Genomic DNA, 14,910 nt, shown 5'->3' on the forward strand with positions numbered 1-14,910 from the left:
AATTTAATTAAAAACTTCTTTGCGTAGAGGATATGAACGTGCGCCGCACCTTTACATGGTTACCTTGGGTGTTACTTATTATTGTAATTGCCAGTTTTATTGCATGGCAAAAATACCATCAGCCGAAACCAACTGTTGCAGTTGATGGGGTGCAAATGCCTGCTGAGAAAGTTGAACCACTCGTTGATACTTCGCGAGCGGGCGGGGTGGTATCTTATAGCGCTGCAGTAAAAGTTGCAGCGCCAGCAGTTGTTAATATTTTTACGACCCAGAAAGTTAAACAAAATCATCCTTTATTAAGTGATCCGGTCTTCCGTGAGTTTTTTGGAAATCAGGTTCCAGAACAACAACAGCAAAATGAAAATAGCTTAGGCTCTGGGGTTATTGTACGAGCTGATGGTTATATTCTGACCAATAATCATGTAATTGCTCAAGCTGATCAGATTGTAGTTGCATTACATGACGGCCGTCGTGCAGAAGCAACGATTGTTGGAACAGACCCTGATACTGATTTAGCCGTAATTAAAATCGATTTAGATAAATTACCTGTATTGCCATTTAAGTTGAGTGGTAATGAAGTAGGTGATGTGGTCTTAGCAATTGGTAACCCATTTGGCGTAGGCCAAACGGTAACTCAAGGTATTATTTCTGCGACTGAACGCTCTGATTTAGGCATTAATACCTATGAAGACTTTATTCAAACAGACGCCGCAATTAACCCAGGTAACTCTGGTGGAGCATTAATTGATGTGGCTGGGAATTTAATCGGGGTAAATACTGCTATTTTCTCTCAGTCAGGTGGGTCTTTAGGAATTGGTTTTGCAATTCCTGCAAAAGTTTGCCAACAAGTACTAAACTCAATTTTGAAAGATGGCCGAGTAGTCCGTGGATGGTTAGGGATTAGTTTAGTACCGCCTACACAAGAAGATGTATTAGCACCTAAACAGCAAATTGGTGTTGTGGTTGCAGATGTCTTGAAAAATGGTCCAGCTGCATCAGCAGGTATTAAGATTGGTGATAAAATTATTCAGGTGAATAATCAACAAATCACTTCAGCATCTCATTTGATTAATTATGTTGCATTACAAGCGCCTAACAGCGAAATTAATGTAATGGTCGAGCGAGATGGGAAGCAACAAAACTTTGTGGTGACAGTAGGGGAAAGAAAAAACCAAAATACTCAATCACAATTTATACCGCTGCCTAAACAGTAAAGATAAAAAAGCCTCGTAATGAGGCTTTTTTCTTGGTGTTAATTAAGTATGAGAGAGGGCTTGATGCTGATGTTTGAACTCAGTTAAAGCATCAATACGGTACTGAATGAGCATTTCACCAATCTCAGCACCTTTAATGTTTTCAGGTAAATCCTGAACTTTAATAGAGCGAACGATTTGCATCGCATCCAACATGTACTGAGCTTGGGGGTAGGGACGATCTTCTAAACCGAGTCTTCCTTTAGCATCACATTCACATGCTTGTACAAAAGCTTCCACTCTCTCAGGGCGACGTAGTACGTCTAGACGCTGTAATAGACGCCATACTGTTCCCGGTTTTAACGACATAATCTGATGACATTTTAGATGTTCTTTACACACTGATAATGCCAACTGTCGAGTTTGAGTTGGAACTTTTAAACGTTCACATAATTCGGTAACAGGTTTCACTCCACGTTCTTCGTGCATGATGTGACGAGGGAGTTCGTTAGCTGGAGTCAAGGCTTTACCCAAATCATGTACTAAAACAGCAAATCGAACATCAAGTGAATAGTTTGATTTACAAGCTTGCTGTAACGACATTAAGGTATGTATGCCGCAGTCCACTTCAGGGTGATATTCAGGGCGCTGTGGTACACCAAATAATGCGTCAATTTCAGGGAAAAGATGTTTCAACGCCCCACAGTCACGCAATGTCTGAAAATAAACATCCGCATGATCTTCTAAAAGTGCGCGAGAAGTCTCTTTCCATACACGTTCTGGTGTTAAGGCATCAAGCTCACCTGATTCGGCCATGGTTTGCATAAGCTGCATTGTCTCTGGCGCAATCTGAAAACCATATGAAGAATAGCGAGCCGCAAAGCGTGCAATACGTAAAACACGTAAAGGATCTTCAGCAAAAGCTTCTGAAACATGACGCAAAGTTTTATTTTCTAAATCTGTTTGACCGCCATATGGATCGTATAATTTGCCATCTTGATCCATTGCTATGGCATTGATGGTTAAATCACGGCGGATTAAATCCTCTTCTAAACTTACTGTGGTATCGGTAAAAAATTGAAAGCCGTGGTAGCCTTTACCAGATTTTCTTTCAGTACGTGCAAGTGCATATTCTTCTTTCGTTTCGGGATGAAGAAACACAGGAAAATCTTTGCCTACAGGTTGAAAACCTTGGGCGAGCATGTGTTCCGGCGTTGCACCGACAACAACATAATCTTTTTCTTGATAGGGATGCCCAAGTAAAAAATCACGGACGGCACCGCCTACTAAATACACTTGCATGAAAAAACCTCTATTCTTCAAGCAATCATGCTACAGAATAGAGGTTTTCTCAAGTCATTAGAGATGCTTTTCGTAAAAAGCAGTTTCTAAATTATTTTTCTTGTTGTTGGATTTCAGCAACAGTTAAAGCAGTCATATTGATAAGACGACGAGTTGTTGCTGTCGGTGTTAAAATATGAACAGGTTTTGCTGCACCAAGTAAAATTGGACCAATAGTAACGTTGTTACCAGAAGTCGCTTTCAACAAGTTAAATGAAATATTTGCTGCATCTAGGTTTGGCATAATAAGCAAGTTTGCAGAACCTTTGAAACGTGAACCAGGGAATGCAAATTGACGAATGTTTTCGTCTAATGCTGCATCACCGTGCATTTCACCTTCAACTTCAAGCTCAGGGGCTTGCTCAGATAAAATACGATAAACTTCACGCATTTTTTGAGCACTTGAATCAGTCTGGTCACTACCAAAACTTGAATGAGAAAGTAGGGCTACACGTGGAGTAATACCAAAACGACGTACTTCTTCAGCTGCTAAAATAGTCATTTCAGCAAGTTGTTCAGCAGTCGGGTTGGTGTTTACGTAGGTATCTGCAATAAATAAATTACGATCTTCAAGCATTAATGCATTTAATGTGAAGAAGTTATTCATGCCTTCTTTAAGGCCAATCACATTGCGTACAAAATCAAGGTGAATGTTATAGCTACTGTAAGTACCACATAACATACCGTCTGCTTTACCAAATTTAACCAGTAAAGATGCAATTAAAGTTGAACGGCGACGAGCTTCACGTTGAGCATATTCAACAGTAATGCCTTTGCGTTGCATTGTTTGATAGTAGTCTTTCCAAAACTCTTCATACATCGGGTTTTGTTCTTGATCTACAATCTCAATGTTTACGCCATGTTGTAAACGTAAGCCTAATTTTTTGATATTAGCTTCAATAACAGCAGTACGACCTACTAAAATTGGTTTAGCTAAATCTTCATCAACTGCGATTTGCACTGCACGTAATACGCGCTCATCTTCACCTTCAGCATATGCGATGCGTTTAGGATCAGTTTTTGCTTGAGCAAAAATCGGTTTCATCAAGAATGCAGAGTTATAAACGAACTCAGATAATTTTTGACGGTATGCAGAGAAATCTTCGATCGGACGAGTTGCAACACCTGAATCCATTGCAGCTTTAGCAACAGCAGGGGCAATTTCTAAAATTAAGCGTTGGTCAAGTGGACGTGGAATTAAGTAGTCACGGCCAAATGAAGCAGATTTTTCGCCATAAGTTGCTGCATCTGCTTCTACGTGTGCCATACGTGCAATTGCATGTACACATGCAATTTTCATGTCTTCATTAATCGTTGTTGCACCAACGTCAAGCGCACCACGGAAAATGTAAGGGAAACATAATGCGTTGTTTACTTGGTTTGGATAGTCAGAACGACCAGTTGCCATGATTACATCAGGACGTACTTCATGTGCATGTTCAGGTAAAATTTCTGGATCTGGGTTTGCCAAAGCAAAAATAATAGGGTTCTCAGCCATCTGTTTCACCATTTCTTTGGTGAGAATACCAGCAGCAGAAAGACCCAAGAACATATCAGCACCAGCCATTACTTCATGTAACTGAGTCGCTTTAATGTCTTGAACATAACGTTTTTTCGATTCATCCAAGCCTTCACGTGAAGTAGTGAGTAGACCGCGAGAATCGGCAACAATGATATTTTCTTTATTTACGCCTAAAGCACAAAGCAAGTCTAAACAAGAAAGGGCAGCAGCACCTGCGCCTGAAGCTACAATTTTGATTTCATCAATTTTCTTATTTACAAGTTGCAAGGCATTGAGCAAAGCTGAACCTACAATGATACTTGTACCGTGTTGATCGTCATGGAATACAGGAATTTTCATGCGTTCACGAAGTTTCTTTTCAATATAGAAACATTCTGGCGCTTTAATATCTTCGAGGTTGATACCACCGAAAGTTGGTTCAAGAGAGGCAACAATATCTACAATTTTATCTGGATCGTTTTCTGCAATTTCGATGTCAAATACGTCAACACCAGCAAACTTCTTGAAGAGTACGCCTTTACCTTCCATTACAGGTTTAGACGCTAATGGTCCAATATTACCTAAACCAAGAACAGCTGTACCGTTACTGACTACGGCAACCAAGTTTCCGCGAGCTGTATATTTAGCAGCAGCAGATGGATCACGTTCAATCTCTAAACATGGCGCAGCAACTCCTGGTGAGTAGGCTAGAGCCAAATCTCGTTGGTTGACAAGTTGCTTACTTGGGGTGACGCTGATTTTCCCTGGGTTTGGATATTCATGGTAATTTAAAGCGGCCTGTTTTAAAGATTGATCGTCCATCTGAGTCTCTATTTGATACAAAAAAGCAAACTAGTCAAATTGCTCATTTAGGGAGAGGCAACTCACTTCTTTAACTACGCTTTAATTTTTACCAATTAAGAGAATAGTAGACGAATTGCCAATAGCCCCGTGGTGAGCTAAATGCTAAAGAATATAACACTACTTCTTTATTTCTCACAGTCAAAAACGCTCATTTTTGGAAAAAGCAGCATAGGTAAAGTAGATGATTGGAACAATTAAGAAATATGCGGATTTGTTTGTAGATAAGGAATAATCTGCTCTGCAGGAATAGGGCGACTAAAGAAATAGCCTTGTAAAAAATCACATTGCTGTTTTTGTAGATAGGTGACTTGTTGTTTTGTTTCTACACCTTCAGCAACTAGTTTAAGTCCCATACTTTTACCCATCGCGATCATTGCATTTACAATTGCTTCTTGTTTGTGGTCACCAATTTTAGAAATAAAAGCACGATCAATTTTTAATACATCAATTGGGTACTCTGTCAAATAGGCTAAAGAGGAATAACCCGTACCAAAATCATCTAAAGCAATTGAGATATCTCGTTGTTTTATCGCGTGTAATAGTGTTTTTACATTGGCAGTATTGTCTAAAAGGGCTGACTCTGTAATTTCAAGTTCGAGATCTGAACCTTGAATATTATATTTTTGCAAAACCTCATCTAAGTCGTTGAGTAATAAGCCTCGATGTATTTGTTGAGCGACAATATTTACAGAGACTTGAATATTGATATAACCAGCATTTTTCCACTCTTGGAGTTGCTTTCCAACCTTATCTAAAACAACTTTCCCAATATCTGAGATTAGGCTACTACGCTCAGCAAAAGGTATAAACATATTTGGCAGGATTAATCCTTTTTCAGGATGCTGCCAACGAATGAGTGCTTCAAAACCAATAATTGATTGATCGTGTAGATTAATTTTGGGCTGGTAATAAATGACAAATTCATCATTTTGAATGGCTTTACGTAATTCTTGCTCTAAATCGGCAGTTTTATATGAGTGATTTGTTTTATTGCAGTAATAGCAAATTGTATTACCACCTAAACGTTTTGCCTCGGAAAGAGCTTGCTCTGCATGATTGTTGAGATGATCAATTTGTCTGCCATGTTCAGGAAAACATGCAACACCGATAGATGCGGTAATAAAATATTCGTGATTATCAATGTAAAAAGGTGCATTCAGTGCTTGTAAAATATTTTGGCAATATTGCTCAACATTTGGATGAATTGGCGAAATCTCATAAATGATTGCGAAATCATCACTATTTAAATAGGCGACTAAAATCGCATTGATATTGATTAAGCGTAATCTTTGTGCGAACTGTTTAAGTAATTCATCACCACTATCATTATTTAAAAATTCATTGAAAGCTCGGAAGCGGTCAATATTTACCCGTATTAATGCTAAATTTTTAATGTTATATGAAGGGTTTACAAGATATTGATGTAATTGATTGTAGTAGTAAAGGCGATTAGGCAGGTGGGTGAGGCTATCGTAGTTTTTTAAGTAAGATAGATGTTGCTCTTGGCGCTTTTGCTCAGTGAGGTCACGTGCAAATCCAATATAATTGGTAATTTGATTGAATTCATCTTTGACCACATTGATATGCAACCATAAATATACGCTTTTGCCAGAACTAAACTTTTCATCAAACTGGCCCATATATTCTCCTGTCTCCAGAAGTTGTTGCGTTATTGATGTATGAAACTGTTGTTGCAATTCTTTTTGATTAATTGTAATGCTAAATAGTTCTTTATTCAGAAGTTCTGACTTAGAAAATCCGGTTAATTTTTCGTAGTAGGGATTACTATCAATATAGTTTAGGTGCTCATCTAAAATAAATATTCCTTCCGCAGCTTGCTCGAGCACAATTGCAGATAGTCTTAGATGTTCTTGGTCCTTTTTCTCTTGATGTATATCGCGGGTCATTCCCACCATACGAAGCGCTTTTTGTGTCTTTGGATCTCTAGTGATGACACGGCCTACATCATGAATCCATCTCCAAGAACCATCTCGACGTAAAATTCGAAAGGTGATATTAAAATGATCTGTAACGCCTTCCAAATGTTGTTTTAAACGTTCGTCAAAAAGTTTTTTATCGCTTGGGTGTATACGATCTAATATAGTATTGAGATGAATAACGGCGGTTTGAGTTTGTTTTTGTTGATCGAAAAATGTAATTTCCAATCTTTGACTTTCAATATCCCAATCCCAAGGTCGAATACCCGCAGTTTCATGTGCAAAAGCTAAATTATAGTGATGGCTTTCGAGTTGCTCATTCATTTTGGTGAGGTCATAGGTACGTTCACGTACTTTTTGCTCAAGTAAATGATTATTAAATTGAAGCTGGGCTTCAATATCTTTGGACTTATTCACTTCTTGTTGGAGTTGTACACATAATTCTTCAGCCCATTGGGTATGCTGGTCTGAAATTTGAACAAGCTGTTTATTTTTTAATAATAATTGAGAGATCTTTTTGTAATTGCGTTGAGTTGCATATGCACAAAGCACAGTTGCGACAAAGGTGAGGTTATAGGCGAAATAAAAAGGTAGCTGAGTAATTGGATTATGTGTGAATTGAGCAATTAGTAGAGGGAAGGTGCTAGGAATAAATAAGAGATAAAAATATCGGGGTTGTTGGGTTAAAAAAGTAAGGCCAATGATATGAGCCGAAGTAATAAATAAAGCAATTAAAATATGAGCATCTGGTAGTGCAATTAATTCAGGAGGTAGATAAAAATGAATAATTGTGACATTTATTCCAATTAAAATTCCTGAGAATAAACAAATACTTTGTAAGACACGATCAGCTTTTTTTGTAAAATCAATCGTACGATAGTGAGTCAAAATATTTGGAATAAATAATAAGCTGACAAGAGCAACGACGGTAAGACCAATAGACCAGCTAAATATTGTTATTGTAGATGAAAAATAGTAAGAAAAAATACCATATGAAATGAGGCACAGTAATATCAGGCTAATTAAATACCAGCGGATATATTGAGTTGAAAGTTTCAGCTGTTCAATTTTTGTTTGATGCTGTAGATATTCTTCCTGAAGCCCAGACATAAGATTTTTCTATCCTATTTTTTTTACATATATACAGAAAGAATCTGATTTATCAGTGAAAAAGAATTTGAAATTTTATTCATACAATAAAAGTAAGTTAACTTTAAATAATGATTTAATCAATGTGCAGAGAACTTAGGTGGATAAAAATCGATAATTTAAAATAGACAAGGCAACAACAGGGGCAGTTTCTGTACGCAAAACTCGGTCACCAATGCACCAGTTCATAAATCCAGCTTGATTGGCTTGGGTAATTTCATTTTCACTTAGTCCACCTTCTGGGCCAATCAATAAGGCAAGTTCAGGTTGTATTCCCGCCAATACATCTTTTTGTTCTTTTTCTGGTGCTAAAACAAATTTAGATTGAGGAAGCTCAGAAGAACTTAACCATTCATGAAGAGAAATAGGCGCTAATACTTCTGGAACCAAATTGAGGCCACATTGTTCACATGCTGCAATTGCAACAGCTTGCCAGTGATCTAATTTTTTTTGATCTCGATCGTATTTTAAGCGCATTTCACAACGCTCACTAGTTAGCAATTGAATCTGGCTTACACCTAATTCAGTGGCTTTCTGAATGGCATAATCCATTCGATCGCCTTTACTCATGACTTGACCTAAAACAGCTTTAAAAGGGGCATCACGGTTTGCAGGGTTAAAATTCTCAATTGTGACAAACGCATTTTTTTTATTAATTTCTGTCAAAGTCGCGAGATATTCCCCACCTTGTCCATTAAATAGAGTCGCTTGTTCTTGTAGTTGTGCACGTAAAACACGCACCCAATGATGGAATACTGATTCTGTCAGTTGAATTGTTGAGCCAACTGTAAGTTCAGTTTCGATAAAAAAACGGTTCATTGGGTACGCCTTACAAAATTAATTTAAACCAAGATCAACAACAAGTTGACGAGTTGGTTCGATTTGATTCATTGAATAGAAGTGTAAGCTTGGCGCACCACCTGCAATAAGGCGTTCACACAACTTAACAACAACTTCATGACCGAAAGCTTTAATACTTTCACTGTCATCACCATAGGCTTGTAATTGCTTACGGATCCAGCGAGGAATTTCAGCACCCGTACCGTCTGCAAAGCGAATTAAGTTACTTGCGTTGGTAATTGGCATGATTCCTGGAGCCACCGGAATGTTAATTCCAGCTTGCTCTAAACGCTCTATAAAATAAAAGTAGGAATCTGGATTAAAGAAGAATTGAGTAATTCCTGCATTGGCACCAGCTTGTACTTTTTCAATAAAACGTTGAATATCTGAATCAAGGTTTTCAGCTTGAGGATGCATTTCTGGATAAGCTGCAACTTCAATATGAAAATGCTCACCTGAGTGCTCACGAATAAAACGTACTAAATCCTGTGCGTACGGAAGTTCCCCAAGTCCAACCTGACCAGAAGGTAAGTCACCGCGTAAAGCAACAATACGGTTAATGCCTTGAGCTTTATATAAATCCAGTAACTCGGCAATACGAGCTTTATCATCACCAATACAAGAAAGGTGAGGTGCAACTGGTGTACCTTTACCATTGAAATCATCAATAGCAGCAAGAGTACGTTCGCGAGTAGAACCACCAGCCCCATAAGTAATTGAGAAAAACTCAGGGTTCAGAAGTTGTAATTCTTGGTGAACAATACGAAGTTTTTCAGCACCAGCATCAGTTTTTGGTGGAAAAAACTCAAAAGAAATAGGTGTACGTTTAGTCATGTCAAATCCTTGTAAACAGCGAAACATTTTAGAAAAAAGGGCAGTCGGTTCACCGTCTGCCCTTAAGTTCTTAGTATTTGTAAGCGTCAGACTTGAATGGCCCCTCAACAGCTACGCCTAAATAATCAGCTTGCTCTTGAGTTAACTGAGTAAGTACACCACCGAAACCTGCAACCATTGCAGCAGCAACTTCTTCGTCAAGTTTCTTAGGAAGAACTTCTACACGAATTTTTTCAGCTTTTTCACTTGCAGGAAGGTCAGCAAATTTCTCTTGGAATAAGTGAATTTGACCTAAAACTTGGTTAGCAAAAGAGCCATCCATTACACGTGATGGGTGACCAGTTGCATTACCTAGGTTTACAAGGCGACCTTCAGAAAGAAGGATAAGATAGTTATTTTCATCTTCTGAACGATAAACTTGGTGAACTTGTGGCTTAACTTCAACCCACTTGTAACCACGTAAATAAGCCGTGTCGATTTCCGTGTCGAAGTGACCGATGTTACATACAACTGCACCAGCTTTTAAGCTGTCTAACATTGCTGCATCGCACACGTGGTAGTTACCAGTAGTGGTTACAACAAGGTCAGTATTTCCAAGTAAGTCGTGGTTAATATCTTCTTTTTTGCCTGTTTGTACGCCGTTTTTGTATGGAGATACAACTTCATAGCCGTCCATACATGCTTGCATTGCACAAATGGGGTCAACTTCAGTTACACGAACGATCATGCCTTCTTGACGTAAAGATTGAGCAGAACCTTTACCTACGTCACCATAACCCACTACAAGTGCGCGACGGCCAGACAAAAGCATGTCAGTTGCACGTTTGATTGCGTCATTTAATGAGTGACGGCAACCATATTTGTTGTCGTTTTTAGATTTAGTAACCGAGTCATTTACGTTAATTGCAGGAACTTTCAAAGAACCGTCTTTCCACATTTCGATAAGACGTTGAACACCTGTTGTAGTTTCTTCGGTAATACCGTGAATACGTTCTAAAAGCGCAGGATATTTTTCATGAACAAGAGCAGTTAAATCACCGCCATCGTCCAAGATCATGTTGGCATCCCAAGGTTGACCATTTACATTGATCTGTTGCTCTAAACACCATACATATTCTTCTTCAGTTTCACCTTTCCAAGCAAACACTGGAATACCGCGTGCAGCAATTGCAGCAGCAGCGTGGTCTTGAGTTGAGAAAATGTTACATGATGTCCAGCGTACTTCAGCACCTAATTCAACAAGCGTTTCAATAAGAACAGCTGTTTGAATGGTCATATGAATACAACCAAGAATTTTTGCGCCAGCAAGTGGTTTAGAAGCTGCATAGCGTTTACGTAAGCCGATCAAAGCTGGCATTTCTGCTTCAGCAAGTTTGATTTCTTTACGACCGTAATCAGCAAGAGAGATGTCAGCAACTTTGTAATCTGTAAATGAAGCATTAACCGCGTTCATCAGGATCTCCTAGGAAAAAATAGTATTGATCATTCTGTTCGCGGATGCCGTTGTTGGTTAAAACGAGTGTTTAACCGATCGTCGAGCCTGGCAAATTGATCTTTAGTGCCGATCAATTGTCGCAGCATCCCTCGACTAGCGAAACATTGTACTTGGAAAAGCTTTTAGTGCCAATCCAGTTTTGTTTATTATCTGCGTAATTATCACTTTAGATTCTAATTATGGCATTAAATATTCCCGAGTCGTTGGCAAGCCTAGAGTCAAACTGTGGCGTTTTTGCAGTTTGGATGTTGCTTCAGCATCATGGAGTACAAATTGATGTGGTTGAGCTGATTAATGTTTGCCGACACGATGAAGGAGGCACCTATACTATTGCCTTAGCTGTCGCTTTAAAGAAACTAGGATTTGAGGTGTCATTTCATTCAGATGAGGATCCTAGCATTAGCCAAAGCGAACGAATGAGCTATAAAGAAGCAAAGGTATTAAAAATTCCAACTGGACCAGCACTAAGCTATCAAGATATTCGAGCTGCAATTGAAAATGGAAAAATGGTGATTGTCTATTACGATACTTTAGCAGGTGTTGGAAATCAGTCGCTCATTTATTCTATAGATCAAAATGAAATCTGCTTTTTTGATAGTTTTGAACCGATGTCAGCGGCAGTTTTTGAAAAGCAGCGTCAAGTAGAGGGGATTTGCCGTCAGGCTATTGTGATTGATGATTGTAAGTTTCAGATGCATTCATCCAAATTGAATTAGATAAAAAGAGCCAGTAGTGTGCTGGCTCATATTGAAGTTATTTTTGTTGATATTCTTGAATTACTTCTAAAGCAGCACGAAAAGCTTCTTGTGTAGCAGGGGCGCCGCAATATGGCAGGCTGTGCAATAAAGTTTCTTGAATCTCTTCAACTGTACAACCATTGTTTAGTGCACCACGAACATGGCCTTTGAGTTCGGTTGGTGATTTAAGTGCCGTGAGCATTGCCAAAGTAATTAATGAACGATATTTACGAGGTAGCACACCTTCACGTTGCCAAGTCGATCCCCATGCATGCTCATTAATCCAGTCTTGTAAAGGCTGGGTAAAGGGTACGGTATTTTCTTGGGCACGCTTTACAAAAGCTTCTCCCATCACTTCTGTGCGAACTTTTAATCCATTTTCGTAATCTTGCTTAGACATTAATTTCTCCTAAAAATAAAAGCGTCGATTGACGCTTTTATGGCTGTTTATTAATTAATGCGAATCAAGTGTGATTGCAATAGTGAATTAGTGGAGGCATCGGTCACTAAATTTGATGAGGGTTCGACAAAGGAAGATCTTTATTTAAATCTTCATCAAAAACATCGGTAAGCATGCTGTCGAATCGAATTGCGTTGTATTGCAATAATTGTTGAGCTTCGCTTTCAGAAATAAAGCCTTCTTTTATCGCTTGTGCAATATTTTCTTCAAAAGTAAGACCCGTAAACTTGCCTTTAGATTCAGCTTTTTTAAACTTATCCCAAAGCGGTTCAAGCGTTCGCAGAATTTGGAAAGCATGCTCTAAACGACCAGTTACATCATCGGCTTTGGTTGAATAAAATACGTGATGTTTAAGCTGTTCTCTGAAAGGGTGCTCTTGCATCATAAGTTCAGCGACTTGTTGTTTTAACTCATCATCTGGCTTTGAAATGACACGACCAAAAGGGAAACAGATCCATTTTACAAATGCTGCTGGAAGTTTAGCTGGGAAGTTTTCAAATAATCCCCAAAATGCTTCCTGAATATTCAAGAAAGCTTTTTGTAGCGCTAATTTAGCGTGAAGTTGTTCAGCTTCAGTTTTTTGTCCAGCTTCATAAAATTTTAAAATCGCAGTAGAAATAAACAGGTGCGCGTGAATATCTGCCAAGCGGCCTGATAACATTTCTTTGCGTTTTAGATCTCCTGCAAGTAAACCAAGTGACATATCCGAAACAAGTGCAAAGTTGGCACTAAAACGATTAATCGTTTTATAGTAACTTGCAGTGAATTGATCTGCTGACTGAGGCGTATCGCTTGAGCCACCTGTCCAACCATAAGCAAATGATCTTGCACCACGGTTAAAGGTATAGGCTAAATGTTTAAATAACAAATCATCAAATTTTTTGACTGAATTATTCTTATCTTCAGATTGAAGGAGTTGTAACTCTTCAAATAGATAAGGATGACAACGCATTGAACCTTGACCAAAAATCATCAATGAACGGGTCAAAATATTTGCGCCTTCTACCGTAATAGCAATTGGAATTGCCTGATAGGTAAGGGCAAGGAAATTACGTGGCCCAAGTTGAATTGCACGTCCGCCAGCAATATCCATTCCGTGATTGATAACTTTACGCATCGTTTCAGTTGCATAATATTTTGCCATAGCAGTCATCACGGCAGGTGTTCCACCTTGGTTTAGGCCACATGTCACTAAATAACGGAATGCTTCAAGCATATAGGCATCGCTGGCGATTTCGCTGGTTGCTTCTTGTACGCCTTCAAATTTACCGACAGAAATATTAAATTGCTGGCGAATTTTCGCAAAAGCACCAACGGTTAAATAGCTCATTTCACCTGCGGCTGTTGCTAGAGCTGGAAGGGAAATACCACGGCCCACGCCTAAACATTCCATGAGCATTCGCCAACCTTTACCGGCATTTTCTTGACCACCAATAATCCAGTCAATAGGAATAAAAACATCTTCTCCTTCTACTGTTCCATTCATAAATGGTGAACCAGGATAATGGCGTGCTCCTATTTTTACACCCGCATGACTTGCAGGAATTAAGGCACAAGTAATACCGTATTCTGTTTTGTTTTTATCTCCCAATAGGCCTTCTGGGTCATAAAGTTTAAAGGCTAGACCAACAACGGTGGCAATTGGCGCAAGCGTAATCCAGCGTTTAGAGAAATTCATGCGCAGCCCAAGAACTTGAGTACCTTCATATTCACCGTAGCAAACAACACCCGAATCTGGAATCGCGCCTGCATCTGAACCTGCTTCTGGACTGGTTAAACCAAAGCATGGGATTTCTTCACCTTTAGCAAGGCCCGGTAAATACTGCTGTTTTTGTGCATCTGTACCGTAGTGCATGAGTAGCTCACCCGGTCCTAACGAGTTTGGAACCATACAACTCACAGCTGTGGTGAGTGAGCGGGAAGCAATTTTGCTCATAATACGACTTTGGGCAAATGAGCTAAATTCTTTGCCGCCAAAGGATTTTGGAATAATGAGTCCTAAAAAACCCTTATCTTTAATAAATTGCCAAACTTCTGGTGGTAGATCTTTTAAGTGATGATGAATTTCCCATTCATCTAGCATGTTACAAAGGAGCTCAACTTCATTGTCGATAAAACTTTGTTCTTCTGCTGACAGCGTTGGGTAGGGATATTTTTCAAATTGTGACCAATCGGGTGCCCCCATAAATAATTCTTTTTCCCACCAACTGGTACCTGCCTCTAAAGCCTCTTGTTCAGTCGTACTGATGCTCGGCATTGAGTTTGCTAATGTTTTATATGCAGGTTGAGTAATTAGATTAAAGCGTAATGGTGCAAATAAAATAATGATACTAAGGACAATAAGGGGAATACCTAAAAGGAGAGCCCATGGCGTTAGTATGAGTGCAGTAAGTATGGCTACAGCAATCGTAATAACACTACCAATGGTTCTGTTTAGATTAAAAAAGAAAATTGCCCATATTGCAAAAAGCTGAATGACAACGCTTAAAACAAAGAGTAGGAAAATCATACTTGCTCCTTGCTAGATAAGCCCTCAAGTTAGAAGTTACAAAAAAGCGA

At 38.9% G+C, this 14,910-nt stretch carries 10 protein-coding genes; 2 read left to right on the forward strand and 8 right to left on the reverse strand.

Going from position 1 to position 14,910, the window contains the following annotated elements:
- Window positions 1-38: 38 nt before the first annotated feature.
- Entirely contained in the window at window positions 39-1,214 is a 1,176-nt protein-coding gene (locus tag H7R46_RS05580; RefSeq protein WP_005068179.1) for a S1C family serine protease, read from the forward strand.
- A gap of 42 nt (window positions 1,215-1,256) precedes the next feature.
- Here the strand turns inward: H7R46_RS05580 and H7R46_RS05585 are convergent, their stop codons facing one another.
- From H7R46_RS05585 to ahcY, 6 genes are all read right to left on the reverse strand, one after another.
- Complete coding sequence (locus H7R46_RS05585) at window positions 1,257-2,495, reverse strand: multifunctional CCA addition/repair protein (RefSeq protein ID WP_005068181.1); 1,239 nt, start codon at window positions 2,493-2,495, stop codon at window positions 1,257-1,259.
- 91 nt (window positions 2,496-2,586) lie between these two features.
- Window positions 2,587-4,857 carry an NADP-dependent malic enzyme gene (locus H7R46_RS05590; protein WP_002118176.1) on the reverse strand — a complete coding sequence of 757 codons (2,271 nt, stop codon included), beginning with the start codon at window positions 4,855-4,857 and terminating at the stop codon, window positions 2,587-2,589.
- A gap of 236 nt (window positions 4,858-5,093) precedes the next feature.
- Window positions 5,094-7,946 carry a putative bifunctional diguanylate cyclase/phosphodiesterase gene (locus H7R46_RS05595; protein WP_005068184.1) on the reverse strand — a complete coding sequence of 951 codons (2,853 nt, stop codon included), beginning with the start codon at window positions 7,944-7,946 and terminating at the stop codon, window positions 5,094-5,096.
- Window positions 7,947-8,081: 135 nt separating this feature from the next.
- Complete coding sequence (locus tag H7R46_RS05600) at window positions 8,082-8,804, reverse strand: 16S rRNA (uracil(1498)-N(3))-methyltransferase (RefSeq protein ID WP_002118152.1); 723 nt, start codon at window positions 8,802-8,804, stop codon at window positions 8,082-8,084.
- 18 nt (window positions 8,805-8,822) lie between these two features.
- Window positions 8,823-9,659, reverse strand: coding sequence for a methylenetetrahydrofolate reductase [NAD(P)H] (gene metF / locus H7R46_RS05605; RefSeq protein ID WP_002118150.1), 837 nt, complete (start codon window positions 9,657-9,659; stop codon window positions 8,823-8,825).
- Window positions 9,660-9,729: 70 nt separating this feature from the next.
- Window positions 9,730-11,112, reverse strand: coding sequence for an adenosylhomocysteinase (gene ahcY, locus H7R46_RS05610; RefSeq protein ID WP_005068188.1), 1,383 nt, complete (start codon window positions 11,110-11,112; stop codon window positions 9,730-9,732).
- 221 nt (window positions 11,113-11,333) lie between these two features.
- Here ahcY and H7R46_RS05615 point away from each other — a divergent pair, with 221 nt between their 5' ends.
- On the forward strand, window positions 11,334-11,870 hold the full coding sequence (locus tag H7R46_RS05615) for a cysteine peptidase family C39 domain-containing protein (protein ID WP_005068190.1): 537 nt from the start codon (window positions 11,334-11,336) through the stop codon (window positions 11,868-11,870).
- 37 nt (window positions 11,871-11,907) lie between these two features.
- Here the strand turns inward: H7R46_RS05615 and H7R46_RS05620 are convergent, their stop codons facing one another.
- The gene (locus H7R46_RS05620; protein WP_000043120.1) at window positions 11,908-12,291 is read right to left on the reverse strand and encodes a carboxymuconolactone decarboxylase family protein; all 384 of its coding nucleotides are present in this window, start codon (window positions 12,289-12,291) and stop codon (window positions 11,908-11,910) included.
- Window positions 12,292-12,397: 106 nt separating this feature from the next.
- A complete protein-coding gene (locus tag H7R46_RS05625) occupies window positions 12,398-14,860 on the reverse strand; it encodes an acyl-CoA dehydrogenase (RefSeq protein WP_005068191.1) in 2,463 nt (820 codons plus the stop codon).
- Window positions 14,861-14,910: the final 50 nt, after the last annotated feature.

Origin of the sequence: Acinetobacter sp. BEC1-S18-ESBL-01 (genome assembly GCF_014169935.1) — a bacterium.
Lineage (GTDB): Bacteria > Pseudomonadota > Gammaproteobacteria > Pseudomonadales > Moraxellaceae > Acinetobacter > Acinetobacter pittii.

Excerpts from the sequence above, each read along its gene's own strand:
- H7R46_RS05585 (WP_005068181.1), bottom strand. The coding sequence starts at position 2,495 with ATGCAAGTGTATTTAGTAGGCGGTGCCGTCCGTGATTTTTTACTTGGG.
- H7R46_RS05590 (WP_002118176.1), bottom strand. The coding sequence starts at position 4,857 with ATGGACGATCAATCTTTAAAACAGGCCGCTTTAAATTACCATGAATAT.
- H7R46_RS05595 (WP_005068184.1), bottom strand. The coding sequence starts at position 7,946 with ATGTCTGGGCTTCAGGAAGAATATCTACAGCATCAAACAAAAATTGAA.
- H7R46_RS05600 (WP_002118152.1), bottom strand. The coding sequence starts at position 8,804 with ATGAACCGTTTTTTTATCGAAACTGAACTTACAGTTGGCTCAACAATT.
- metF (WP_002118150.1), bottom strand. The coding sequence starts at position 9,659 with ATGACTAAACGTACACCTATTTCTTTTGAGTTTTTTCCACCAAAAACT.
- ahcY (WP_005068188.1), bottom strand. The coding sequence starts at position 11,112 with ATGAACGCGGTTAATGCTTCATTTACAGATTACAAAGTTGCTGACATC.
- H7R46_RS05615 (WP_005068190.1), top strand. The coding sequence starts at position 11,334 with ATGGCATTAAATATTCCCGAGTCGTTGGCAAGCCTAGAGTCAAACTGT.
- H7R46_RS05620 (WP_000043120.1), bottom strand. The coding sequence starts at position 12,291 with ATGTCTAAGCAAGATTACGAAAATGGATTAAAAGTTCGCACAGAAGTG.
- H7R46_RS05625 (WP_005068191.1), bottom strand. The coding sequence starts at position 14,860 with ATGATTTTCCTACTCTTTGTTTTAAGCGTTGTCATTCAGCTTTTTGCA.